The following is a 22,393-nucleotide window of genomic DNA, read 5'->3' on the forward strand; positions in this document are numbered from 1 at the left end:
TCATGAGCCCGCATTTGCCTTCCGAACAACCGGTGCCCTCTTCGGTCCTCGCCGACCGACTGATCAAGCTGAATCGCGCCGACGTGATCCAGCAGCTGCTGCGGGGCATCGCCCACGATCTTCGCAACAACCTGCAGGTCGTCGCGCTCGGGTCGAGCCTGGGCGAAGAAAGCCGGGGAACAGCGATCGGGTTTCGAATCGAACGGGCACTCGACGACATGGTCGGAGGTCTCGACCTGCTCGCGATGCTGGGGCATCCCTCTCCCGCAGCGACCGCTCACACCGACATTGCCGAGGTAGTGATTGCGATGCAGCAGCTGACGGACCTGCAACGCAACCTTCCCACGGTGCCGCTGGCGGTCGAGCCTCCCGCCACGATTGTCGCCGCGATTCCGCGCACCGCGTTGCTGCAGATCCTGCTCAACCTGGTTGCGAATGCCAAGGAAGCGACCAATGGGGCCAGCACGCCGATTGCAATCACTGTCGAGCACAGCGGCAATACCGTGTCGCTCAGTGTGGACAACGATGGTGAGTCGATTGGCCCCGATGCCGGAACGGCCTTCGTGACGACCCGCGATCCGGCCACCCACGCCGGGATCGGCCTGTTCGTCAGCCGATCGCTGGCCGAGCGCTCGGGCGGCACGCTGAGCTGGGAGCCCCGCACCGGTGGCGGCACGAGAGCCCGTCTTACCTTACCCGTCAGCGACCTAAGTTGATCAGTTCCCGAAGCATTTCGTCGGCGGCTTGCACCAGGCGGGCGGCCGCGGCGTAGGCCTGCTGGTGTTGAATCAGCGCAACCATCTCCTCGTCGATATTGACACCGGACACGGATTGACGCTGCGCCGTAATGTTGCCAACCAGGACACTCTGAGCTACTGCGCGATTGCCGGCGTCCTGTGTGACGACGCCAAGCGCAGCAACCACGCCGGTGTAGTAGTCGGCCAGAGCGGCCGCCGGACCAGCCGCGACGGCCGGAGAGTTGCCGTTGGCGGTGGTGGTGCCGGGAATCGGCACGGCCAGATAGCGCAGTTCACCCAGGCGCAGCGCGATGCTGTTATCGCCCGGGGCGGTGCTCCAGCCTGCCGCAATCTGCGTCGGATCGGCCTGAATGCTCGGGTCGAGCCCAATCGACGAGGCGGTGACGCCGGTCGGGTTGAAGAATGGCCCAATGGCGCGGAGCGGCGTCGGAGCCGGTGTCAGCGTCGGCTGGAGCGGATTGATGGTCGGATCGTAGCTGGCGTGAATTCCGTTGACGGCAGAGACGATACCCAGCGCCAGATCGTCGAGCTGGCCACGCAAGCCGGTAGCGCGGGCCACCGAGGTTCCCCGTACGCCGATCGTCTCGGCAGCATCGAGCAGGCCTTTGAGCGAACCGCTCTTGGGAGCGATCGCCGCGGGTGGATTGCCTAACTGCAGCTGATAGGGTCCGGTTCCTCCGATCGACAGGGGTTGAACCCCTCCCCCGCTGCTGACCAGCTGAATGCCACCGAGCAGCACGTCGACCGTACCCGCATCACGTCCCACCACCCGGATATCGAAGTTCTGGCTCAGTCGGTCGAGCAGCACATCGCGACGGTCGAGCAGATCGGGGGCATTGCCGCCCAGTTTGCGAATTTGGCTGTTGAGGGCGTCGACCTCCGCGAGCATTCCGTTGGCTTCGCTGGTGGTCTGCCGGAGTTCCGCGACGATGTTCTGGGAGATCCCATCGAGCCGGGTATCGATGCTGCGGAACCGATCTGCCAGGACGGTTGCGTTCGCGACGACGACGGCACGCGCCGTGGGGTCGGCTGGGTTCGACGCCAGGGTCTGGAAGGAGTCGATCAGCGCATCGAGCGCCGCCGTGATGCCAACATCACTCGGTTCGCCCAGCACGCCGGAGACTTGCTCGAGCGCCTGCCGCATGGCATTGTAGCGAGCGCCGGCGCCGGCTTCCTGTCGCCAACTGGTGTCGTAGAAGGCATCACGAACGCGATTGATTCCATTGACATCGACTCCACGGCCGATCTGAAGCAGATGTCCGAGGGTCTGCGGCGATGCAGCGGTCAGCTGCACCTGCTGCCGACTGTAACCAGGAGTCTGGGCATTGGCCACATTGTGGCCGATGGTGCCGATCGCGCGCTGGTGCGCCTGCAGGGCGCCGCTGGCGATCGAGAGGAGGTTCCCGAGTGACATGGTCAGGCTCGCTCGTTGAGCAACATGCCACGCTCTGCTTCCGGGTCGGGCGTCATCGTGCCCGGCGTGGTCAGCAGCCGCTGGAGAAACTGCTCACCGAGCCTGATCGCCTGGCGGAGCGCGAGCTGATTGACCTGCAGTTCCTGACTGGCCATCAGGGCGACAGCGTGCAGTTCCCGACAGATCGCTCGAAACGGATCGGCCACGGACCCGGGGAGTTGGGCCGCCACCTCGGACAGCGTCGTAGCACCCTGCCCGCCGATCAGTTCGACCAGCACGGTTCGCTGCCGACGGGCCTCGCGGATCGTCAGCAGGGTCCGACCGATCTGCTGTACCACCTGCTCGAGCAGGGCGGTGTCGTTGACGGCCAGGCCGGCGCGTTGCTCGACCAGCTGCGCCTGCAGCTCGACCAGCAAATCCTGCTCAGCCCGCAGGCTGCGCACCAGCGAGCCCAACCCGTCGACCGCGTCCCAGGCGAGGTCTACCTGCCGATCATCGACTGCCGTCGCCATGTCCCGTTCCCGTTTCCGTTACGTTGGGCGCCAGCCGTGATGCGAGCTGACGATATAGGGCGTCTCCGAGGCCGCGCTCCGACCGTGCCGCGGCCGCACGGGCCAGCGTTTCATCGAGCATAGCCGTGAACATCTCCTGACCCGGGCCCTCGTCCTCGGTCGGGACGGTGGCGCGCATCTCCTTGAAGAGCTGGGTCAGGAATACGCCTTCGAACTCCTTGGCCGCGGCGCGAAGCCGCTCATCCTGGTTTCTCTGACCGTTGCCAGGCAGTCCCGGCGTTCCGATCCGGATATCCGTCATCGGACAATCACATCAGCCCGAACAGCGCCGGCGGCGCGAAGTGCCTCGAAGATCGCGGCCACTTCGGGCGGGCGGGCGCCGGCCGCATGCAGCCCGGCAACGAGCGTCTGCACGCTCGATCCAGGATTGGCGCGAACCAGGCCGGCTCCGCTGCCACCGCCAGTTGCGGCTTCGCCTGCGGGAGCGGCTGCAGGCTCACCACCAACCTGCACGGTGATGCCGCGATGGCTGACCGTCGCTGCACCCAGCCGGATCTCGCCCCCCACGACCACGGTGCCGTCGCGACCGTCGATCACGATGCGCGGCGATTCGGACAGGGTGACCGTCAAGGTATCCACGGCCGCGAGCCACGCACTCAGACTATCGGCACGTTCGGCTCCAGGGTTGAGCAGGATGCTGCCAGGATCTTCAGCCCGTGCCGTGCCGGCTCCGAACGCGGCAGCAATCGCGGCCGCAATCCTGGTGGCCGTGCGCAGGTCGGGCTGCCGCAGCGCCAGGCGGGGCTCGCCCGCGAAGGCCACGACCGGCTGATCGACCTCGAGCACGCCACCATCGGCAATTCGGCCCGCATTCCCCTGCCGGGTGCTGATGCGGCCGCTGCCATCGGTCGGAACGACGATGGCGCCCTGGGCTGTGGCAAGCGGCGGCTGGTTGGGATCGGCAACGAGCGGCGAGATCCAAAGCACTCCGCCGCGCAGTGAGGTCGCGTCGCCCATCGCGGCAACCTGCACCTCGAAGCGACCGCCCGGGCGAAGGTAGGGCGAGAGTTCTGCCGTAATCAGCACGGCCGCTACGTTGCGCAGCCGGAGCTGTTCCGGCGGCACCTCGATATTGAAGCGGCGGAGCAGATTCACAACCGAGCGCACGGTCATCGTCGAGGAGCTTCCGGTTCCGAAGCTTCGGTCGCCGGTACCGTCCAGACCGACGACCAGGCCGTAGCCGACCAGACGGCGTGGCACGACACCCTGCCGAACGGTGAGATCGCCGATCCGCGCTTCTTGCTGCGCAGCGGCGGAAGAGTCCAGTCCGGCAATCAGCCCGAACAGGATCAGCAAGACACTGGCGCGACGGATCGCGCGGCGGCGAGTCGAGATCATGGCCAGAGAATCGAGAGGATCTTGCCGAGGATACCGCTGCGCGGCCCGATCTTCTTCCCGTTATAGGTGATTACGGCATCGGCAATTCGCGACGACGACACCAGATTGCGGGACGAGACATCCTCGGCGCGCACCAGCCCCTTGAGTTGCACCTGCTGGGTCCGGCCGTCGACCACGACGTTCTTGGAGCCCTCGATGGCGGCGATTCCGTTGGCGTCGATCGACAGCACGCGGACGGTGAGCACGGCGGTCAGCTGGCCGCGTCGGCCGCTTTCACCGACATCGCTCGACGAGGATTCGAGACCGGTCGAAAAGTCCTTGGCCGGACCCAGTCGATTGGCCGGATCGATCCCGATTCCGAGCTTGGCGCGCTGACCGCGGTCGGCGGAGGCGCGGGTCGAGACCCGCTCGCTGGCCGCGGTCGCTTCATCGACCACAATCGTCAGCAGGTCGCCGGCACGGAGCGGGAACCGGTCGGAAAACCAGCCTGCGCGCTGGGTGGTCATGGCGGCCGGCACGGCGGCAAGCCGCGTTGCCGTATCGGCGGCAGGCGGCGGGTCCTGCGCAGCAAGATTCCCGGTGATGACGGCCAGCAGGCCGGCAGCTGTCAGCAATCGCATCAGCGACGTCCCTTCCCTTCCAAACGAGCGGTCCCCGGCCCCGTTGCGGTACCGGTGAGTTGTTGGCGTCCTTCCAGATCGCGCCCGACGACCCGCTCACCGCGCCGAGCGCGGGTAGCGGCCACCGCTTCACGAACGATCCGGAAGCCCTCCTGTTCCCAGACGAAATCGATGCGATCGCCGGGCTCGATGACCGCCGGCTCGGCAACGTTGGCCCCGGAGGCCAGGTCGCCCGCGGCGAGATTGCGGCGGGTTTCCCATCCGATGGGTGTCCCGCCGCTGTCCGAAGCTGGCGGCCCCCACACGGCGCGCTCCTCTCGCGCCAGGTCGGCAGCAGCAAGCCGCTGGCCGGTGGACACCGGTCGCGTCACGACCCAGACCGAGTCGGCAACCCCGGCACGCACCGAGACGGCCGCCTCGCCTGCTGGAAGCCGGATCGCCACGACGTAGCGACCATCCCGTCCGCTGCCGAGCACCCTGACGGGCGCGGAATCCGGCAGCGCCGCGCGCGAGGCCACCCGCCCCCAGCTGAGCACGACGCGATCCGCGGGAACCTTCCAGTCAGACGCGAGCACGGCGCGCACCCGCCCCGCAATACCGTCGGGCACGGAGTCGCCCGAGGCCGCGGCGAGCGTCAGCAGGAGACTACCGAACCAGATCATTGGTGATCTGCATCATGTCGTCAGTGGCCCGGATGGCCTTGGAATTGATTTCGTAGGCGCGCTGGGCCGCGATCATATCCGTCATTTCGAGCACGATCTCGACGTTGCTCGCTTCGAGCGAGCCTTGCACGATCCGGCCGAAGCCGCCTTCCTGCGCCTGGCCCAGCACCGGCTGGCCGCTCGCGACCGTTTCGCCGTAGAGATTCTCACCCAGGCTTTCCAGCCCGGTCACGTTGGTAAATCGGGCCAGCTCGATCCGACCCACCTCGACCGGCATAGCGCCCGCCTCGCCGGTACGCACCGACACGATGCCGTTGGCCGAGATGGTGACCTCGGTGGCGTCGGCCGGGATGGTGACGCCCGGCTGCAGGAGATACCCGGCACTGGTGATCATGGCACCGGTGCTCGACAGCGTGAAGCTGCCGTCGCGGGTGTAGCCCAACGATCCGTCGGGACGTTGCACCTGAAAGAAACCGTCGCCCTCGATGCCGAGATCGAAGGGGCGACCCGTTTCAGCCAGGGTGCCCTGCTGGTGAAGGCGGAGCACGTTGGCGACCCGGACACCCTTACCCACCTGGATCGGGCCGACCGTTTCCGCACTCTGATAGTTGACGAGTGACTCGCCCTGGAGCGTTTCGTAGAGCACGTCTTCGAAGGAGGCGCGGCTCCGTTTGAACGCAGTCGTGTTGACGTTGGCCAGGTTGTTGGCAATCACGTCGATGGCGCGCTGCTGGGCAATCATGCCGCTCGCGGCGGTCCGTAGTGCGGGATTCATGCGATTCGCTCCCTGTTATCCTAGACCCTGGCGATGTCGCGGGTCACCGACCCGAGCACCCCGTCCATGGTCCGAAGTACCGTTGCACTGGCTGCGTAGGCGCGCTGAATTTCAACCAGCGACACCATCCCGCCGATCGAATTGAGATTGGCTTCCTCGAGCTGCCCCTGGCGGACCTGAACCGACTCGGCCTGGGTCAGTTCCGTCGGTGGGACGACGTAGCGGGACGAGCCTTCTTTCATCAGGGTGACCCCCTCGTTCGGCACTACCAGGCGGAGGCGATCGACCGGCTGGCCGTCGCTGCGCACCGTACCGTCCGGATCGATCTCGATCGTGGCCCCCTGCAGCAGAATCGACCCCTGCTCGCCAAGAACGGGATAGCCTTCGTCGGTCGTGAGGCGACCCTCGCCATCCAGCTTGAGGCTGCCCCCCCGACTCAAGCGATCGCCCCAGGGGGTCTCGATGGTCAGATAGCCGCGCCCTTCCAGAGCGATGTCGAGGGTCCGACCGGTGGTCCGGAGGCTGCCCTGCGAATGGTCGGTCGCCTCGACCGGAACCGGCGAGTCATAGTCCCCCGGTCGATGCGCGACCAGCCGGTCGGCTTTGAAACCGGCAGTGCCCGCGTTGGCGAGGTTGTTGGCTGTGATTTCCTGACGGCGGCTGTAATACGACATCGTCTTGGCTGCGGTCAGTATCCCGGTAAACGTGTTCATGGTCGACCTCCTGTCTGGCAAGGGAGGCAACCGATGTGCCGGGCGGACGGAATCAGGGGGCTGCAATGCAACCCCCTGTATTTCAATGGGTTAGGAGCGGACGGCTGGTTGGCGGTCGGCGACCGGCTGGGCGGCGTCCGGCTGGGATGACCGGAAGGACTTGCCACCTGGAAAAGTCGGGTCGACGGCAATCGGGCCAAGCATGATCCGGACCGCATCCTGAGGCAGACCGGTCGCCTGGGCAATGACCGACGCGCCCTGGCCTTTTTTCGACATCTCGATGACGGTGCGCCACGGCTCGGCAAATCCGCCCCGGGCCTGACGCCGCTTCCGCCACAGCGTGGCAGTGACACCGATGGCAAGAAGGGTCGCAGCAGCAAGCAGCGCAGGCCAGCGCGCGGCACCGAGCCCCTGCTCGATCGCAGCAAGCGCCGGTCCGGCGCCAGTCCACCATTGGGCCAGCTCGTTCCACCGACTCGCAACCGAGACGACGCCCAAGCCACCCGCCACGGTGCCAACACTGATCCAGAGTCGCTTGTTCACAATCCACCCTCCTTGACGAGCGGTAGTTCCCGCAACCGCTTGAGCGCCTGAGTCCGGATCTGACTGATCCGCGATTCGGTAACGTGGAGCACCTCGGCGATCTGCTTCAGATTGAGTTCCTCGTAGTAGTACAGCGACAGCACCGTCCGTTCTCGTGGCGGCAACGCGCGAATCGCGAGTTTGAGCCGGCTCAGCGTTTCCTGGCGCCCGATTTCCTCGACGACAGCGCCGGTCTCGGGATCCGCGAGGGTCTCCTCCAAGCGAAGAGCGTCGTCGCCCCCGCGCGCGACCGAGCCGGTGAGCGAGACCATGATGCCGCCGTCGACGTCTTCCTTCATCCGGAAGTAGGTGTCGAGTTCGATGCCCATTGCCGAGGCGACTTCCTCCGGCCCGGGCGGGCGACCGTACTTGGTCTCGAGCGCCTGGACGACCGCCGCGAGTTGCCTTCCCTTGGTCCGGACGCTTCGGGGCCGCCAGTCGCGGCTGCGCAACTCATCGAGAATTGCCCCCCGAATCCGCCGCATGGCGTAAGTACTGAACGCCAGGCCGCGAGTGGTATCGAAGCCCTCCAGCGCTTGAACCAGGCCCAAGGTACCCGCGCCCAGCAGGTCGTCGAAATCAACCGCGTGGCCAACCCGGGTCGCCATGTCGCGCGCGCTGTGATGCACCAGACCGAGATACTGGTCGAGCAGCTGCGCCCGCGCCTCAGGATCCCGGTGGGTGACGTACCGTTGCCAGAGGGCGTCGGTCAAGGCCGTCATGGTGTCCCTCCAGTTGCCACCGCAGCAGGCGACTCTGCCGCCGGCAAGAGGGCCGCGAGCTCGCGCACCTCGCGACGAAGGTCGGCCAGTTGCGGATCGCTGAGAATGCCGCCGGGCCGCCGCATGGTATTCCGCAAGGCGCCCGTTTCGGTCAACCCACCGACCGACTGCAGCGTCCGCCCGAGAAACCGGTCGGCCGCGATGGCCAACCGATCGAAGGCCTGATCGACCTCCTCAGGCGCTACGGCGCGGTTGACCAGAACATCGATCGGCAGGGTCGGCAGCTGAGCATGAACGAGCTTGATCAGCGCATACGCGTCGGTCAGTGCCGACACTTCGGGCACCGTGACGACGAGCAGCTTGGTTCCACCCATCGTGGCCAGGCGCACAGCGGTTTCGACGCCCGGGCCGGCATCGACCACGACAACATCGAAGTCGTCATAGAGCGCCAGCAGCCGATGGTGCAAGCGGGCCTGGTCGACCGCCGGAAGGGCATACAGCGACTCGGCGCCGGAATCGCTCGGCAGCAGCCAGAGGCCTTCGGACACCTGGCAGACGAGCTGCGCTGGTTCGACCTCTCCACGCAACACCTGCTCCAGGCGGGCATCGATGGCTACACCAAGCAGCACATGCAGGTGCCCGAGGTTTTGAGAGCCATCGACCAGCAGCACCCGACGACCAGACTCAGCCATCGCTTGCGCCACCAGCACCGCCACGACCGACTTCCCGACGCCGCCCTTTCCGCTCCCGACGACGTAGACGGGCTTGGGCGGCGTCGGCTCAGCCTCGACGACGACCTGTGCCGTCATCTGCCTCAACTGCAATGCTTGATCGTTCATGCCACCGCCTCGTAGAGCGTGCTGCCGCTTTGCCGGCTGATCCGTGCCGCGGTCAGGCCCTGATCGGCCGAGCCAAGATCGAAGGGCACATCCTGGCCATCGGTGGTCCAGCGAATCGGAAGATTCTGGCTCACGGCAAGCTCGAAGAGCCCCGCTTCGTCCGGGGCCTCGTCGCGCTTGGTGACGAGCAAGTGTGTCACTGCCGGCGTCCGCTGCTCCCGTATCAAGTTGCGGACCAGGTGCGTCGGCATCGACGCCGGCACGGTCAGGTGCACCTCGCGGGGCTCGAGCATCCGCAGCAGCTCGGCGGTAAACTCGCGATCCTGACGGTGCCGCGGGCTCCGTCCGGGGCTGTCGACGAGCAGTACATCGCACCCAGCCAGCCGCTGACGCGCGCGACCCAGATCATCGAATCCCCAGACGACTTCCATCGGCAGGCGGGCAATCTCGGCATAGGTCCTGAGTTGCTCGACCGCCCCGATCCGATAGGTATCGAGTCCGATCAGGCCGACCTTGCGATTGCCGAATACGCGCGGATGTGTGGCTAGCTTGGCAAGAGTTGTGGTCTTGCCGGCACCGGTGGGTCCGACCAGTGCAATGACCAGCGGGCCTTCCGGCGGCTGCGCCGGCACCATCAGCTCGAGGGCAGCGACCGGAGCGGACCGCGCCACCAGGTCACCTCGGGCCGCCGTATCCGGATCGGCCGCGGCCACCTCGAACATGATGCCATCTTCGGTGCGGAAGCGCCGCACGTGGAGAATCACCGCATCGGCGCCGATGGCCGTCTGTGCTTGCCGAAGCAGCACCGCGACGTTTGATCCGACCAAGGTTTTAACTGGCACGGGGCAACTCCCAGGTAGCGAGACTCAGAATCGGGGCCTGCGTCGGCAGCTCACCGAGCGACAGCACCGGAAGCTTGGGCAAGACCGGCTCTACCAGCCGCCGGATTCCGGTGCGGAGGCTCGGCGGCGCGATCAGCGCCGGCCAATGTCCGTCATGGCGATGCGACACAACGAGTTCGTTGAGACGGCGCAACGCGTCGGTCAGTTCGTCGGGATCCATGGTCCGCGCCCCGCCCTCACGAAGCGGACGCGGACTGAACAGCTGCATCAGGGCGGCTTCGAGCCTGGGCCCCACCGTGATCCCGCGGATGCTGCCGTCGCTCTGCGCAAAGAGCTGCAGGATGATCGACCCCATTGCCCGGCGCACGTGTTCGGTCAGGGTCTCGGGATCCTTGGTGGTGTCGGCACCGTCCGAGAGTGCTTCGAGGATGCTGACCAGGTCGCGAATCGGCAGGCCCTCGCGCAGCAGGCGCTGCAGCACACGATGGATGGCTCCAAGCGACAGCTTGCCTGGTACGACATCGTCGACGAGCGCCGGATGGCTTTCCTTGACGCCGTCGAGCAGTTCGCGGGTGTGCTGCCGAGTCAGCAGATCGGCTGCGTGTTCGCGCACCGTCTCCATCAGATGGGTCGACAGGACGGTTGCCGGCTCGACCACGGTATACCCGCTTGCTTCGGCCTCGATGCGGAGGTCGGGCGAGATCCAGACGGCCGGCATGCCAAAGCTCGGATCGGTCGTCTGAATACCCTCGATGGGGGCGGCGCCCCCGCTGGTATCGAGGGCCAGCACGAATCGCGGCATGACCTCGCCGCCGGCTACCCGAATGCCTCGCAGCTTGATGGCGTACTCCGTTGCCGGCAGCTGGATGTTGTCGCGGATTCTGGCGGAGGGCACGATGATGCCGAGCTCGAGTGCCAGCTTCTGGCGGGTCAGCGAGATGCGCTTGAGCAGGTCACCATTTTGCGCCTCGTCGACGAGCGGAACCAGTGCGTAGCCGATCTCCACCTCAAGCGGCTCGACTGCCAGCAGATCCTTGATGGGCGCTGCGGCCGGACCAACGGAGGTGGGCGAGGCATCCTCCCCGGCGCGGCGATCAGCTTCGGCCTCCTCCAGATTCGCCTTCCGGGCAAACCAACCGGTTCCGCTGGCGCCAGCGGCCAGCAGCAGGAACGGTATAGCCGGCAGTCCCGGCACCACGGCAAACATGGCGAGAATGCCCGCGGCAATGAACATGACACGCGGCGAACGAAGCAGCTGGCGGTTCATCGCCATGCCCATCGCCGGATTGTTGGCGCCGTAGGTCACGAGGATACCGGCCGCCGTACTGACGATCAGTGCGGGAACCTGGGTGACGATACCGTCGCCGACCGTGAGCCGAGTGTAGGTCGTCATCGAGTCCATCGCGGACAGATCCTGCTGAGTCACACCGATGACGAAACCGCCCAGCAGATTGACAGCCGTGATGACCAGGCTGGCGGCCGCATCGCCCCGAACGAACTTCGCGGCGCCGTCCATCGACCCGTAGAAGTCGGAGTATCGGGCAATCTCTTCGCGGCGGGTCCGCGCTTCGGTCTCATCGATCAACCCGGCCGACAGGTCTGCATCGATGCTCATCTGCCGTCCTGGCATGGCATCGAGGGTAAACCGAGCCGCGACTTCCGCGATGCGACCGGCACCCTTGGTGATTACCATGAAGTTGATGGCGACCAGAATCAGGAAGATGACGAGGCCGACAACGTAGTTTCCGCCGATGACGAACCCACCGAACGCGTCGATCACGCGGCCGGCCTTTGCCTCACTCAGAATCAGCCGCGTACTGCTGACGGTGAGTCCAAGCCGGAACAGCGTGACCAGGAGCAGCACGCTCGGAAAGACGCTGAAATCGAGCGGGTCGTTCGACGACACCGCGACCAGCAGAATCAGAATCGACAGACCGATGTTGAGCGCCAGCAGCGCATCGAGCGCGACCGGCGCCAGCGGCACGATCAGGAGCGCAACGATGACCACCACGCCGATGGCGAGATAGGTCTCGGCGCCCAGACCGCCGCCGCTGGCGCGCCCGGTCGCGGGTGGTGCGCCTGTAGCCCGCGGCGCCTTGATTGCGGCAGCGCTTCCGGGCGAGGGCATTCCCCCGCCTTGCGGACGAATCGGGGCGCCGGCCAGTGTCGGCGCGGTCATGTGCGGCTCCGTTCAGTCGGCGCCAATGCGCTTGGCATCTTGCGCCGGGTCCGATACACGAACGCCAGGATCTCCGCGATCGCCACGTACAGAGCGGGCGGAATGGGGGCCCCGACGACGGCCGTTGCCAGCAGTGCTCGGGCCAACGGCTTGTTCTCTATGGTTGGCACCCCAGACTGTTTGGCAATCTGTTTGATGCGCTCAGCCAACTTGCGCTGTCCCATGGCGAGCACCATCGGCGCACCAGAGACGCTGGGGTCGTACTTCAGCGCGACGGCAATGTGGGTCGGGTTAGTGATGACCACGTCGGCCTTGGCCACCTGTGAAAGCATCCGCTGCCGAGTCCGCTGCCGACCGAGTTGACGGATCCGCGCCTTGATGTGCGGGTCGCCCTCCTGCTCGCGGTGCTCCTGAATAACCTCATGCCGCGCCATCTTGAGCTTCTGTTCCATTCGGTAGAACTGGACGCCGTAGTCGAGCACACCGATGGCGAGAAAGGCTAGCGCGATCGTCGCGCTGAGCCGAAAGGCGGCGGAGCCGATGACGTTCCCGATTTCCCGCGGCGTTTCGTCGACCAGGCCAATGAAGTGCGGCCAGGCCGCACGAAAGACGAGGTAGCCGACGAGACCCAGGACAACCAGTTTGAGGGTGGACTTTACCAGATTGATCAGCGCCTCGGCGCCGAAGATGCGGCCGAAACCCTTGATCGGATTGATGCGTGACAGATCAGGCGCCGTTGGCTTCCATGAGACCACGCCGCGCGACTGCAGTACACCCACGGCAACCGCTACGACGGCCAGGCCGATGCCGAGCGGAGCCAGCATCGCCGCCATCCGCAGCACTACGATCCGGATCAGGGCCACGGCGCCAAGAAAACTCGGCTGTTCGGATGTGATCCAGGTCGGGCCGGTGCGGAAGATGTCAATGATGCCCCGACTCATGAAATTGCCGGCAAAGGTTGCCAGCATCGCGGCCCCGGCCAGCAGCATCACAGAGGCGCTCAGCTCCATGCTCTTGGCAACCTGGCCGTCTTCGCGCGCCTTCTCTCGGCGCCTCGGTGTTGGCGCTTCGGTTTTGTTGTCTGAGCCCTCGTCCTCGGCCATGACTCACTGAGCTCCGCTGCGGATCATCAGATTCAACAACCCATCGGCGCTGCCGATCGAGGTCGCATACCACTTCGTCAAAGCACGGACCACCAGCGACAGCGACAGCCCGATCATCAGCAGCCCGATGCTCAGGGTCACACCGAATGCCATGGCCATGGCATTGAGCTGCGGCACGGCACGGCTGAGGATCGCCATCAGAAGATTGGCCAGGGTCAATGCCACCATGACTGGTGCGCAAATCTGGATCGCATACCGGAAGACCGATCCCGTCAGGTTCAGCACGGCCATCGGACCCTCCGTGAACGTGATCGACGACGACCCGGGCGGATAATCGACGATGCTCCGCGCCAGCGCTTGAAGCATGACCGTCGGCCCGTCGATGCCGACGAACACGGCCAGGCCAAGCAACCAGTACAGCTGGCTCAGTGCCGGACCGCCGGTTTCGAGATTCGGTGTCAGCACCTGGCCGAGTGAAAGACCTGTCTGCATCGAGATGACTTCGCTCGCGAGCATCAGCGCATGCGCAACCACCGCGGCGCACAGACCGATCACCAGACCGATGGTGAACTCCATCATGAGCGGCATCGGGATGCTCAGCACCCGATCAGGAAACGGCACGGTCCCGGCCAGTGGCGTCAGAATCGCCGCCAGCACCACGATCAACGCGCCCTTGCTGGGCCGTGGAATCGAAACCAGCGACCAGAACGGCGACAGGATCATCAGGCCGGAGATCCGCGCTGAGATCAGCACGAAGGAGGGCCAGACACCCGGTGCAAAGAGGCTGGTCGCCGCGGCGTCCATCAGCTCGCCACCGACGGCAGAGAGCGAATCGCCACAATCACGAACTCGCTCAGCTTGCGGATCATCCAGGGCAGCGTCAGTACGAACATGATCGCCATGGTCAGCAGCTTGGGCAGGAAGGTGAGGGTCTGTTCCTGCAGCTGGGTGACGGCCTGGATCAGCGTCACGATCAAGCCGACGATCATGGCTGACAGCAGCAACGGTGCTGCCACCACCAGTGTCAGCATCACGGCCTGCCGAATCAGCTCCGACGCCTGAATCGCACTCATCGATCGTTACCGGTTGAAGCTCGCGACCAGGTTCTGGCCCACCAGGGACCACCCGTCAGCGAGCACGAAGAGCAAGAGCTTGAACGGCAGCGAGATCATGACCGGAGGGACCATGAACATGCCGAGACTCATCAGGGACGTGGCCACGACCAGATCAACCACGACGAACGGAATGAACAGGACGAACCCCATCCAGAACGCTGTCGTCAGCTCACTCGTGACGAAGGCCGAGATGATCGTCATCAGCGGAATGTCGTCTTCGGACTGCGCCTCGGAGGCGCCGGTCATGTCCGTGAATGCAGCAAGGTCCTTTTCGCGCACGTTGGCCAGCATGAATCGCCGAAACGGCACCGCCGCTGCCTGGTAGGCCTCGTTCTGGTCGATCCGGCCTTCCAGGTACGGCTGAATGGCTGTCTGATTCGCCTCAGTCAACACGGGGTGCATCACGACGCCGGTCAGCAGCACCGCAATTGCCACCATCAGCTGTCCGGGAGGGCTGCCTTGGGTACCCAGCGCCGACCGCAGGAAGTGGAGCACGACGAGGATCCGGGTGAATCCGGTCATCAGCAGCACCACCGCCGGCAGCAGTGTCATGGCGCCGAGGAAGACAACCAGTCCGACGGTTCCGCTCAGCCGCAGCTGCTCGTTTCCTTGACCGATTCTGACGTCGATTGCCGGCGCCTCGGGGGCTTTGACCTTGATGTTGTCGGGCACCCGCGCCGCCGGCGCAGCGGGGCGCGGAGCAACCGACGTCGGGGGCGTAATCGGCAAAGGGCGGCCCGCCTCCTGCGCGCTGACGGCCGAGCCGCCGAGCGCCAGCGCCGTCAGGATACTGAGCGAGAGCCGGGAGAGCAGACGCTTGAGCTCGAGGTCTTTCCGCGCGGGAATGGGCGCGGCATCGGGATCGGCCGCTGGCAGATCCCCGATGGCCGCCAAGCGGTCCTCGCCCCGCAGCTCGGTCAACAGCGTCGGTCCCTGCTCCGAGGTACCAACCACCAGCACCCTGCGCCCCAGGCGAACCAGGGCGACACCCTGTTTCGGACCGAGAGGCAGGCGCTGCACCACGGACATGGGGACCTTGCCGCGGGTAACACCACGACGATCGAGCCGCTGCAGCAGGCGAAGCGCCATCAGGAGCAGGCCGATCGTGATCGCCATCGCGCCCAGCAACCCGGGCAACCCGTCTCCCATCACGCGACCTCGTCCTCCTGGTCGGCGAGAATCCGAGTAATCCGGACGCCGAAGTGCTCGCCAACGACGACGACCTCACCTTCGGCCAGCTTGCGGTCGCTGACGTAGATGTCGATCGGTTCACCGACCATCCGTTCCAGCTTGATCACGGACCCGACGCCCAGGCCAAGCACGTCCTGGACCGTCATGGTGGTTCGACCGAACTCGATCGACACCGGCAGTGACATGTCGAGCAAGGTATCGAGCGATGTCGGGGCCGAGGTCGTCGGGGGGACACCGGCCAGGTCTTTCAAAGGTTCCATGCCTGCTTCCGAAGCTGATTGGGTCACTGAATCCTCCCTCGTGTCGCGCGTGAGGCGGGTGCGGGAATGGCTGGAGCCGCCCCGGCAATCCGGAGCCCCAGGGCACGACGGTACTGTCCGAGATGGGCGAGAAAACGACGGGTGCCGTTGATGTGCAGTTCGATCGGCCCATCAACAGGATGCGATGTCTGGATGACCTGACCGACCTTGAGCGAGGCAACTTCGCGGGCCGCGAGTTTGAGAAGCGGCAGCCGCGCAACGAGGTCGACCTGGGCGCCACGCACCGCGGTTTCGACGGCTCGCTGCTGAACCGGGGGCACCACCTGGCGGGTCGGCTGCCGGCTGGCACTGCTCTTCTCAGCCAGATAGTTCTCCAGCAGACCAAGCGGGATGCACATCGAGATCGCCGCCGTCGCGCTGCCCGCCTGAACCTCGAGGTTGGCGGCCAGAACACTGTCTTCCGGGGTGGTGACCTGCAGCATTTCCGGAGTCGATTCAAATCCCACGACTTCGGGCGAGAGAATCAGGTGGTCCTGCCACGCTTCCTTGAAATGCATCACCATCTTGTCGGCAATGCCGCGCGCCACCGTGCGTTCCACTACGGTCAGCGCGCGCTGGAAACCGCCCATCTCACCGGGGCCACCGAACAAACGGTCGAGAATGAAGAACGCCAGATCGGTACTCAGGTCGAGCACGCAGAGGCGCGGGTCATCCGGATACAAGGAGAAGGTGAAGGCCGCGCAGGGGTTGCCAATCGAGAGGATGTACTCCGAGAAGGTCGCCTGCTCGAAGGTGCAGGTGACGTCGACCGGGATGCGGAGCCGGGAGGATAGCGTCGACTGAACCGACAGCGCGAACCGCGAGAAGATCGGCTCCAGCTGAAGTCGGTGATCTTTCGAGATGCGCGACGGGCGCAGAAAGTTGTAGGGCGCGACGCCCCAGAGCAGCTGATCGACGTCGCGCTGCGTCAGGGTGTTTCGCCCACCCGCCCGTCCCTTGATGCCGCTCGTCATAGTGATCGACCGGCTACTGAATGACGAACTGTGGCAGGAATACCCGCAGCTTCGAGCGGCTGCCGGTGATCACTGACAAGGTGTCCGCCAGCCGGTTCTTGAGGGTGTCGCGAATCCCGACCTGGCTGAGCGACTCCATCGTTTCGCGCTCGAGCAACGAGATGGTCACGTCGCGAATCTGCGCTTCCTGCCGGCGCAACTGTTCCTCGTGCGAGGCACTACTGGTCTCGACGGCAACCGAGACCATCAGGAAGCGGGAGCCCTGCGATCCGGCCGGATTAACGATCAGATTGTCGATCCGGAACATCGGGCCCCTGGACTCCTTGCCAGTGCTCTTCCCCGTCGCTGAGTCGGTACCCAGCGCCGGATCCAGCGCGGCGGTCTGATGCGGGGCGAGCATTGGAGCGATGACCATCACGCCGACCGCGCCACCCGCGATCGTCATGATTGCCACGACCAGGGGAAGGATCAGCTTGTTCGGGGCTTTGGGAGCCTCTGCCCCTTGGGCACCCGTTTCTGGCGTTGCTGCGTCGGACATAATTCCCCTGCGTTGACTCGGAGGACAGGAACTACCCGCCGAGTGGCAAAGGCAACGCACATACCACAGAATGGCAGGCTGGTCCCAGCCGGAACCCTAGACGCCATCTCATTTTACTTGAACGACTTACAGAAACTGTCAACAGGGGCGTGAATCCGGGGCGATTGCCCCTTAACGACCGAGGAGGAATTCCTTGCCGTGCGGGGCTCGGCGGAAAATGCCGAGCCGGGGGGGCGGAAACGGCGGCGCGGGGGTGCGGTCAGACGACCTCACCCCCGAACCCGACCACCTGAACCCAGGCTTACCGCTTGAGGTTGACCATCTCCGAAAGCATATCATCCGCCGTCGTAATGACGCGGGCAGCGGCCTGGAACCCACGCTGCGCCACGATCATTTCGGTGAACTGCTCGGACAGGTCAACGTTCGATGACTCGAGCGCCGATGCCGTAATGCTCGAGGTGTTGCTCGACCCCGCGAAGCCCAGCACGGCAACGCCCGAGTTCGGCGACGCCTCGAACATGTTGTCGCCGCGGCGCAGCAGCGCGGTCGGGTTGTTGAACTGCGCCAGCGACAACTGGGCAACCGGCCGGCTCACGCCGTTGGTGTAGAAGCCTGTCATGACGCCGCTCGCGTCGATCGAGATGTCGGCCAGGTCACCGCTGCTGTAGCCGTCCTGCGAGGTAAAGACGGCGTTCGACGGGTTCGAGAACTGCGACAACCCGTTGATGTCGTTGATGCTGCCCGGATCGATGGTGATGTCGAACGGGGTCCCACCGGACGCCGGCGTAACCCGAATCCGCACCGACTCGGTCGACAGATCGGTGATGCCGTTGCTGAAGTCGACCATCTGGCCACTGGCGTTGAACGTGACCAGACCCTGATCGGCGTCGAGCGCCGCCGTCGCGGCTGGAGACGCGTTGTCGATGGCTTCGACGGTACCGGTCTCGGTCGTGATGGAGAAGCTCCAGGTGTTGTTCGACGCCGGCGGCGTTCCCGCAAAGACCTGGCGGAACGTCATCACCAGATTGTGCGCCTGTCCAGCGGTGTCGTACACCGTAATCGACATCTGGTGCGGCTCGGACACGGTGGTCGGGGATGTTTCCGTGATCTGCTGATTGAGGTTCAGATTGCCAGCGAGCCGAACCGCGTCGGTCGCGCGGGCCGGCGACTTGAGGTTGAGCGACAGATCGATTCCGGTCACCGCCGAGGACGAGGAGAAGTTGCCGTTCGGGTCAGCGTTGATGCCCTGGACGATGAAGCCGTTCGACGGCGACACCAGCCGGTTATTGGCATCGAACTGGAAGTTACCGGCCCGTGTGTAGAGGGCCCGACCGTTGCCGGCGACGACGAAGAAGGCGTCGCCCGAGATGGCCACGTCCGTCTTGACCCCGGTGGACTGCACCGTTCCCTGGGTGAACTTGGTGTCGATACTGGCCACCCGCATACCGTTGCCGATCTGCATCGGATTGCGCCCGCCTGAGTTCTCGGGCGGTCGGGTGGCGCCTTGGAGCAGCTGGTTGAAGGACTCGGCAAAGGTGATACGCGACGACTTGAACGCCACGGTATTCACGTTTGCGATGTTATTGCCGATAACATCCATCTGCACCTGTTGATTCTTCAAGCCGGACACACCGGCAAACAGCGCGCGCATCATTGGAGCGTATCTCCTTACGTCAGGGGGGTAATTTCAGAAAGTCTGTCGAGCGGAACGCGGATGCTGCCGATCCGGAGCAGCACCTGGCCGCTCTCGAAAGAGACGCCATCTACGACGCCCTGTGTATAGGTGCGAACGGCGACATTCTCGCCGGTTGAGTTTTCGACCTGCACCGAATAGCGGTGAACGCCGGACGGAAGTCCGCCCGGGGGAGTAACCGTCTGAACCCCACCGCGCAGTGTTCCGAGATCGCGCGTTGCCACCACATTCCCGGCCGCGTCATAGAGGGTCAAGGTGCCGCGTCCACCCGGGCTGGCCACCTCGGCCTGGAACGAGGTCGACCCGCCGCTGACCACCAGCTGATTCCCCTCCGCAACGACGTGACGGCCAATCAGCGAGGCGCCAAGATTGGTCTTGTCGAGCAGGGTCCGGGCAATCGACTCGGCTTGCTGCGCGTCAAACGCCTTGTTGAGCTGCGTCAGCTGCTCCACCGATGAAAACTGTGCCAGCTGCGCCGCAAATGCGTCCGGCGCCAGCGGGTTGAGCGGGTCCTGATGCCGGAGCTGGGTTACCAGGAGCGACAGGAACTGGTCCCGTCCGAGTTCCTGGCGATCCCGCACCGGTGCAGTCGGGCTTCCGCCCAGGCCCGAGAGCGGTGATGTCATTCCTGTCCTCCTCGTTTGTGCTGCTTCTGATCCCGCGACCGATGGGATGGCCGCTGTTCCTCACGCTCCGGGTCTCGCGGATCCCGCGGCGATTCCCGCCGCTGGTCCTCAGCCCGGGGACGATCCGTCATTCTGGTCTCGAATCCTGTGGTGTCGACGACATCGCGCACCAGCAGCGTCGATGACGAGACGCCCCCGTCGACCGCCTTCGGCGCCTGCACCGTTACGGTCGCGTCGGCAAAGCCGCGATCGCCGAGTTGCTGACGAAGCTGACGCAGGTCGACGGTCAGTCGTTCAGCCAGCGCCGGGTCGTTAGGCATGATCGTGGCCCGGACGGACGTACCGGTTACCGATACCTTGAGTCGCCCGTAGTCGCCCTGCTCATCGGCGATGTTGAGCATCAGATGCTCGACCCGCCGGGCAATCCGATCGCCCGGATCCGCGGGAGCTGATCCGGCCGCCGGGCGAGCCACTGGGACGATCTCAGGTCCATCAGAGTCGACCGACTGTGGCGCCGTGGTCGGCGCGGCGAGCAGCACCGCTTCGCCAGTCTCCCGTCGCACGGCGCCCGCTGCGGGTTCTGCCAGCGGGGCCGGAGCCCGGGCAACCCGGAGATCGTCGAGCGCACGGGTCGCAGCAACCGCACGCTGCTCGGCGGCCTGGCCGCCTGACTCGCGCCCGTTGCCCTCCGCACCAGGATGCCTTCGGCTGCCTGCATGTCCCTCACCCTGCCCGCCAAGTACCTGGCTGCGCAAGCGCTCGTACGCGGAGACCTCAGCCGACTCGGCACGCCCGCGACCCGTTGCGGGGGCTACCGCTTCCTCTGCGACCGTTTCGGGGAGGTCGAGCGGAAACGCAAAGCCTCCAATTTCCACGGCCGGATGGCGCGCCTGATACCGTGCCAGCAACGCATCGGGATCAAGCCCTTCATCCAGGTCCATCGGAGCGGTGCGCTGGTCGTGCAACCCCGGGTTGCCCGCTGCGGTGCGGGAGCCGAGCCGTTCGCGCCCCGGACCGGAGTGCGGCAGTGCCGGCTCCTCGTCGGCGGCCTCATTGCCGAGCAGTCGCTCGTGGTAGACGGTCGTGACCGACTGGTTCGATGACGCTCCCCAGCCGCTGCGGTTCGGAACCTCCACCGCTTCGGTCGCGACCGTCAGGGGGTCTCCCGCCAGGCCGTCAGGCGCAGGGTCGACCGACGAGTCGCCACGAGGTACCCGCCCGGGCGCACCCGGCAGCGGCAGCTCACCAACGACCGGGTCCTGACTTCCCGCCACGCGTCCGGGCTCTTGCGCGATCGGGACCGCAGGCGGCCGAGACCTGTCACCCAGTTGGTTAGCGGCACCAGTCGGTACGGGTGCCTCGACAGCTGCGCTCTCAGGTGACGATCGATCAGCATCCAGCAGGCCGGTCGAGATGCCAATCGGCACCAGGTCGATCATCTCTTCGGCTGCCCCGTGACGCACCTCCGTCGCAACCGGAGCCGATCGGTGTCCGGCAGCCGCAAGCCACGTCTCGAGACTCTTTCCCAGCGGGACGACGACACCATCGTCGCCATTTGCGGCCTCGGCGACCTCAGGGCTCGTCGCCGGCAAGCCTGCGGCTTCCTCGGCGGACGGTTCCGGATCGACCCGCCATTCGCCGTCGAGCACCAGCTCGATGGAGCTGTCAGCTGGAGCATTCCGAGCCGGCGTCGACGCGATCATGGCGCCAAAGGCCAACTCGAACGATCCGTCGATCTCGCCCGCCGCGGCAGCCGCGCGAAAGGCGCGCGAGGTCGCTGTTCCTGGAGCTGATTCGCCCCGCAACGGCACTGCAACCAGCATCGGCAGTGTCATCAGGTCCCCCCCCGAGTTGGGGCCGTTGGTGTCAACAAACGCCGGCTCAGCATCGCGGCCCGCTCGTGCGGTAGCGACCCCAGCAGCGTTGCGACCTGCTTTGCATTGAGTTGCCGCACGATTGTCTCGACCTCGTCATCCGTCAGCTTCTCGATGATCTCCGCTGCAGCCTTCGGCTTCATCGTGATCAGGATCTTGGCCACCTCCCGCGCCCCGCGGGAATCGACCACTGGCTCGGTCGCGGACGATACGACGGTTGCCGTCGGCGCCGAATCGGCCCGGGTCATCAGCGCCGCAACCGATGCCGCAATGGAGGTATCGCCGACGGCAGCACGGCTCGTCGGAACACTGTCCGTCGGCGCCTCAGCAACCGCTGGGGGTCGTTCCGGCGCGACGAAGACCGAGAACCAGGTTGCCCCGGCAATGGCCATCAGGAACGCGAACAGCGCGAGAATCAGATTCTGCTTCATGGCAACGAGCTCCCGCGACTCCGTCCCGCAATCTCGTCCATCGTCTTCTGCTCGTCGCGATCGACTTCGCCGCGCCAGGCGGTGCGCTGATTCTCCTTGAGGCGTTCCAGGGTCTTTCGCTCGCGCCGCGCTTCGGCGAGGCGTTCCCGCTCCGTGTCGGCCCGCCGCCGGGCTTCATCCCGCTCCTGCTCGGCCTGCTCGAGCTGATTGGCAGCCGCAAGCCCCGTCAACTGCAGCGTTCGCATCATGCCGGCGCTCGTCACCTGTCCAACCGTCGGCTGCAGGCGATCCGACATCCCGGCCAGATAAGTGTGCTGATCACGGCAGAGCCCTTCCATCTCCGCCTCCGCTCGCGCCGCCTCACCGAGCACCACCGCTTGCCGCTGCTCGGCGTCGCCGCGGAGTCGGAGCAAACGCTCCAGCCTAAACGAGAAGGCTTTCATCGCGGCGCTCCGGCTGCCGGCTTGGCACGGGCAGCAAGCTGCCGAACCTGATGCCGGGTATCAGGGAGAGTGCCGCCCTCGTCCGGGCGC

26 protein-coding genes are annotated in these 22,393 nt (G+C 65.6%); 1 reads left to right on the forward strand and 25 read right to left on the reverse strand.

What is annotated here, in order from left to right; genetic code table 11:
* The first annotated feature begins 32 nt into the window (after positions 1 to 32).
* Positions 33 to 716, forward strand: coding sequence for a HAMP domain-containing histidine kinase (locus KF785_12705; GenBank protein MBX3147617.1), 684 nt, complete (start codon positions 33 to 35; stop codon positions 714 to 716).
* Here KF785_12705 and flgK read toward each other — a convergent pair.
* The 25 genes from flgK to fliJ form a co-directional block, all read right to left on the reverse strand.
* A complete protein-coding gene (gene flgK, locus KF785_12710) occupies positions 700 to 2,172 on the reverse strand; it encodes a flagellar hook-associated protein FlgK (protein ID MBX3147618.1) in 1,473 nt (490 codons plus the stop codon). The two genes, KF785_12705 and flgK, sit on opposite strands and share 17 nt — an antisense overlap.
* Positions 2,173 to 2,174: 2 nt before the next feature.
* Positions 2,175 to 2,684, reverse strand: a complete 510-nt coding sequence (flgN, locus tag KF785_12715; protein ID MBX3147619.1) for a flagellar export chaperone FlgN — start codon at positions 2,682 to 2,684, stop codon at positions 2,175 to 2,177.
* The gene (locus KF785_12720; GenBank protein ID MBX3147620.1) at positions 2,665 to 2,985 is read right to left on the reverse strand and encodes a rod-binding protein; all 321 of its coding nucleotides are present in this window, start codon (positions 2,983 to 2,985) and stop codon (positions 2,665 to 2,667) included. The genes flgN and KF785_12720 overlap by 20 nt, the downstream gene beginning before the upstream one ends.
* Positions 2,982 to 4,082, reverse strand: coding sequence for a flagellar basal body P-ring protein FlgI (locus KF785_12725; GenBank protein MBX3147621.1), 1,101 nt, complete (start codon positions 4,080 to 4,082; stop codon positions 2,982 to 2,984). Before KF785_12725 ends, KF785_12720 begins: the two co-directional genes overlap by 4 nt.
* Positions 4,079 to 4,702, reverse strand: coding sequence for a flagellar basal body L-ring protein FlgH (locus KF785_12730; protein MBX3147622.1), 624 nt, complete (start codon positions 4,700 to 4,702; stop codon positions 4,079 to 4,081). Before KF785_12730 ends, KF785_12725 begins: the two co-directional genes overlap by 4 nt.
* Positions 4,702 to 5,364, reverse strand: coding sequence for a flagellar basal body P-ring formation protein FlgA (gene flgA, locus KF785_12735; protein MBX3147623.1), 663 nt, complete (start codon positions 5,362 to 5,364; stop codon positions 4,702 to 4,704). The genes KF785_12730 and flgA overlap by 1 nt, the downstream gene beginning before the upstream one ends.
* Positions 5,348 to 6,139: a flagellar basal-body rod protein FlgG gene (flgG, locus tag KF785_12740; GenBank protein ID MBX3147624.1), complete on the reverse strand. Its 792-nt coding sequence runs from the start codon at positions 6,137 to 6,139 to the stop codon at positions 5,348 to 5,350. Before flgG ends, flgA begins: the two co-directional genes overlap by 17 nt.
* A gap of 20 nt (positions 6,140 to 6,159) precedes the next feature.
* Positions 6,160 to 6,852 (reverse strand): flagellar hook-basal body protein, encoded by a 693-nt coding sequence (locus KF785_12745; GenBank protein MBX3147625.1) that lies wholly within the window; start codon positions 6,850 to 6,852, stop codon positions 6,160 to 6,162.
* 90 nt (positions 6,853 to 6,942) lie between these two features.
* Positions 6,943 to 7,395, reverse strand: a complete 453-nt coding sequence (locus tag KF785_12750; protein ID MBX3147626.1) for a hypothetical protein — start codon at positions 7,393 to 7,395, stop codon at positions 6,943 to 6,945.
* A complete protein-coding gene (locus tag KF785_12755; protein MBX3147627.1) occupies positions 7,392 to 8,156 on the reverse strand; it encodes a FliA/WhiG family RNA polymerase sigma factor in 765 nt (254 codons plus the stop codon). The genes KF785_12750 and KF785_12755 overlap by 4 nt, the downstream gene beginning before the upstream one ends.
* On the reverse strand, positions 8,153 to 8,995 hold the full coding sequence (locus tag KF785_12760) for an AAA family ATPase (protein MBX3147628.1): 843 nt from the start codon (positions 8,993 to 8,995) through the stop codon (positions 8,153 to 8,155). The genes KF785_12755 and KF785_12760 overlap by 4 nt, the downstream gene beginning before the upstream one ends.
* Positions 8,992 to 9,837, reverse strand: a complete 846-nt coding sequence (locus KF785_12765; GenBank protein MBX3147629.1) for a hypothetical protein — start codon at positions 9,835 to 9,837, stop codon at positions 8,992 to 8,994. Before KF785_12765 ends, KF785_12760 begins: the two co-directional genes overlap by 4 nt.
* The gene (flhA, locus tag KF785_12770) at positions 9,827 to 12,016 is read right to left on the reverse strand and encodes a flagellar biosynthesis protein FlhA (protein ID MBX3147630.1); all 2,190 of its coding nucleotides are present in this window, start codon (positions 12,014 to 12,016) and stop codon (positions 9,827 to 9,829) included. The genes KF785_12765 and flhA overlap by 11 nt, the downstream gene beginning before the upstream one ends.
* Positions 12,013 to 13,119, reverse strand: a complete 1,107-nt coding sequence (gene flhB, locus KF785_12775) for a flagellar biosynthesis protein FlhB (protein MBX3147631.1) — start codon at positions 13,117 to 13,119, stop codon at positions 12,013 to 12,015. Before flhB ends, flhA begins: the two co-directional genes overlap by 4 nt.
* Before the next feature lie 3 nt (positions 13,120 to 13,122).
* Positions 13,123 to 13,923 (reverse strand): flagellar biosynthetic protein FliR, encoded by an 801-nt coding sequence (locus tag KF785_12780; protein ID MBX3147632.1) that lies wholly within the window; start codon positions 13,921 to 13,923, stop codon positions 13,123 to 13,125.
* The gene (locus KF785_12785) at positions 13,923 to 14,192 is read right to left on the reverse strand and encodes a flagellar biosynthetic protein FliQ (protein ID MBX3147633.1); all 270 of its coding nucleotides are present in this window, start codon (positions 14,190 to 14,192) and stop codon (positions 13,923 to 13,925) included. The genes KF785_12780 and KF785_12785 overlap by 1 nt, the downstream gene beginning before the upstream one ends.
* Positions 14,193 to 14,198: 6 nt before the next feature.
* A complete protein-coding gene (gene fliP, locus KF785_12790) occupies positions 14,199 to 15,383 on the reverse strand; it encodes a flagellar type III secretion system pore protein FliP (GenBank protein ID MBX3147634.1) in 1,185 nt (394 codons plus the stop codon).
* Positions 15,383 to 15,685 carry a flagellar motor switch protein FliN gene (fliN, locus tag KF785_12795; protein ID MBX3147635.1) on the reverse strand — a complete coding sequence of 101 codons (303 nt, stop codon included), beginning with the start codon at positions 15,683 to 15,685 and terminating at the stop codon, positions 15,383 to 15,385. The genes fliP and fliN overlap by 1 nt, the downstream gene beginning before the upstream one ends.
* Before the next feature lie 23 nt (positions 15,686 to 15,708).
* The gene (locus tag KF785_12800) at positions 15,709 to 16,698 is read right to left on the reverse strand and encodes a flagellar motor switch protein FliM (protein MBX3147636.1); all 990 of its coding nucleotides are present in this window, start codon (positions 16,696 to 16,698) and stop codon (positions 15,709 to 15,711) included.
* Positions 16,699 to 16,711: 13 nt separating this feature from the next.
* Complete coding sequence (locus KF785_12805; protein ID MBX3147637.1) at positions 16,712 to 17,236, reverse strand: flagellar basal body-associated FliL family protein; 525 nt, start codon at positions 17,234 to 17,236, stop codon at positions 16,712 to 16,714.
* Positions 17,237 to 17,537: 301 nt separating this feature from the next.
* A complete protein-coding gene (locus KF785_12810; protein ID MBX3147638.1) occupies positions 17,538 to 18,890 on the reverse strand; it encodes a flagellar hook protein FlgE in 1,353 nt (450 codons plus the stop codon).
* 14 nt (positions 18,891 to 18,904) lie between these two features.
* Positions 18,905 to 19,555 carry a hypothetical protein gene (locus KF785_12815; protein ID MBX3147639.1) on the reverse strand — a complete coding sequence of 217 codons (651 nt, stop codon included), beginning with the start codon at positions 19,553 to 19,555 and terminating at the stop codon, positions 18,905 to 18,907.
* Complete coding sequence (locus tag KF785_12820) at positions 19,552 to 21,390, reverse strand: hypothetical protein (GenBank protein MBX3147640.1); 1,839 nt, start codon at positions 21,388 to 21,390, stop codon at positions 19,552 to 19,554. Before KF785_12820 ends, KF785_12815 begins: the two co-directional genes overlap by 4 nt.
* Positions 21,390 to 21,860, reverse strand: coding sequence for a hypothetical protein (locus KF785_12825; GenBank protein ID MBX3147641.1), 471 nt, complete (start codon positions 21,858 to 21,860; stop codon positions 21,390 to 21,392). Before KF785_12825 ends, KF785_12820 begins: the two co-directional genes overlap by 1 nt.
* The gene (fliJ, locus tag KF785_12830) at positions 21,857 to 22,303 is read right to left on the reverse strand and encodes a flagellar export protein FliJ (protein MBX3147642.1); all 447 of its coding nucleotides are present in this window, start codon (positions 22,301 to 22,303) and stop codon (positions 21,857 to 21,859) included. Before fliJ ends, KF785_12825 begins: the two co-directional genes overlap by 4 nt.
* Positions 22,304 to 22,393 lie beyond the last annotated feature (90 nt).

The sequence above is a fragment of the Gemmatimonadales bacterium genome (genome assembly GCA_019637315.1).
Lineage (GTDB): Bacteria > Gemmatimonadota > Gemmatimonadetes > Gemmatimonadales > GWC2-71-9 > SHZU01.

Excerpts from the sequence above, each read along its gene's own strand:
- KF785_12805 (MBX3147637.1), bottom strand. The coding sequence starts at position 17,236 with ATGTCCGACGCAGCAACGCCAGAAACGGGTGCCCAAGGGGCAGAGGCT.
- KF785_12755 (MBX3147627.1), bottom strand. The coding sequence starts at position 8,156 with ATGACGGCCTTGACCGACGCCCTCTGGCAACGGTACGTCACCCACCGG.
- KF785_12725 (MBX3147621.1), bottom strand. The coding sequence starts at position 4,082 with ATGATCTCGACTCGCCGCCGCGCGATCCGTCGCGCCAGTGTCTTGCTG.
- KF785_12800 (MBX3147636.1), bottom strand. The coding sequence starts at position 16,698 with ATGACGAGCGGCATCAAGGGACGGGCGGGTGGGCGAAACACCCTGACG.
- KF785_12780 (MBX3147632.1), bottom strand. The coding sequence starts at position 13,923 with ATGGACGCCGCGGCGACCAGCCTCTTTGCACCGGGTGTCTGGCCCTCC.
- fliJ (MBX3147642.1), bottom strand. The coding sequence starts at position 22,303 with ATGAAAGCCTTCTCGTTTAGGCTGGAGCGTTTGCTCCGACTCCGCGGC.
- flhA (MBX3147630.1), bottom strand. The coding sequence starts at position 12,016 with ATGACCGCGCCGACACTGGCCGGCGCCCCGATTCGTCCGCAAGGCGGG.
- flgG (MBX3147624.1), bottom strand. The coding sequence starts at position 6,139 with ATGAATCCCGCACTACGGACCGCCGCGAGCGGCATGATTGCCCAGCAG.
- KF785_12815 (MBX3147639.1), bottom strand. The coding sequence starts at position 19,555 with ATGACATCACCGCTCTCGGGCCTGGGCGGAAGCCCGACTGCACCGGTG.
- KF785_12810 (MBX3147638.1), bottom strand. The coding sequence starts at position 18,890 with ATGATGCGCGCGCTGTTTGCCGGTGTGTCCGGCTTGAAGAATCAACAG.
- flhB (MBX3147631.1), bottom strand. The coding sequence starts at position 13,119 with ATGGCCGAGGACGAGGGCTCAGACAACAAAACCGAAGCGCCAACACCG.
- flgK (MBX3147618.1), bottom strand. The coding sequence starts at position 2,172 with ATGTCACTCGGGAACCTCCTCTCGATCGCCAGCGGCGCCCTGCAGGCG.
- KF785_12785 (MBX3147633.1), bottom strand. The coding sequence starts at position 14,192 with ATGAGTGCGATTCAGGCGTCGGAGCTGATTCGGCAGGCCGTGATGCTG.
- fliN (MBX3147635.1), bottom strand. The coding sequence starts at position 15,685 with ATGGAACCTTTGAAAGACCTGGCCGGTGTCCCCCCGACGACCTCGGCC.
- KF785_12730 (MBX3147622.1), bottom strand. The coding sequence starts at position 4,702 with ATGCGATTGCTGACAGCTGCCGGCCTGCTGGCCGTCATCACCGGGAAT.
- flgN (MBX3147619.1), bottom strand. The coding sequence starts at position 2,684 with ATGGCGACGGCAGTCGATGATCGGCAGGTAGACCTCGCCTGGGACGCG.
- KF785_12820 (MBX3147640.1), bottom strand. The coding sequence starts at position 21,390 with ATGACACTGCCGATGCTGGTTGCAGTGCCGTTGCGGGGCGAATCAGCT.
- KF785_12745 (MBX3147625.1), bottom strand. The coding sequence starts at position 6,852 with ATGAACACGTTTACCGGGATACTGACCGCAGCCAAGACGATGTCGTAT.
- KF785_12760 (MBX3147628.1), bottom strand. The coding sequence starts at position 8,995 with ATGAACGATCAAGCATTGCAGTTGAGGCAGATGACGGCACAGGTCGTC.
- fliP (MBX3147634.1), bottom strand. The coding sequence starts at position 15,383 with ATGGGAGACGGGTTGCCCGGGTTGCTGGGCGCGATGGCGATCACGATC.
- flgA (MBX3147623.1), bottom strand. The coding sequence starts at position 5,364 with ATGATCTGGTTCGGTAGTCTCCTGCTGACGCTCGCCGCGGCCTCGGGC.
- KF785_12825 (MBX3147641.1), bottom strand. The coding sequence starts at position 21,860 with ATGAAGCAGAATCTGATTCTCGCGCTGTTCGCGTTCCTGATGGCCATT.
- KF785_12720 (MBX3147620.1), bottom strand. The coding sequence starts at position 2,985 with ATGACGGATATCCGGATCGGAACGCCGGGACTGCCTGGCAACGGTCAG.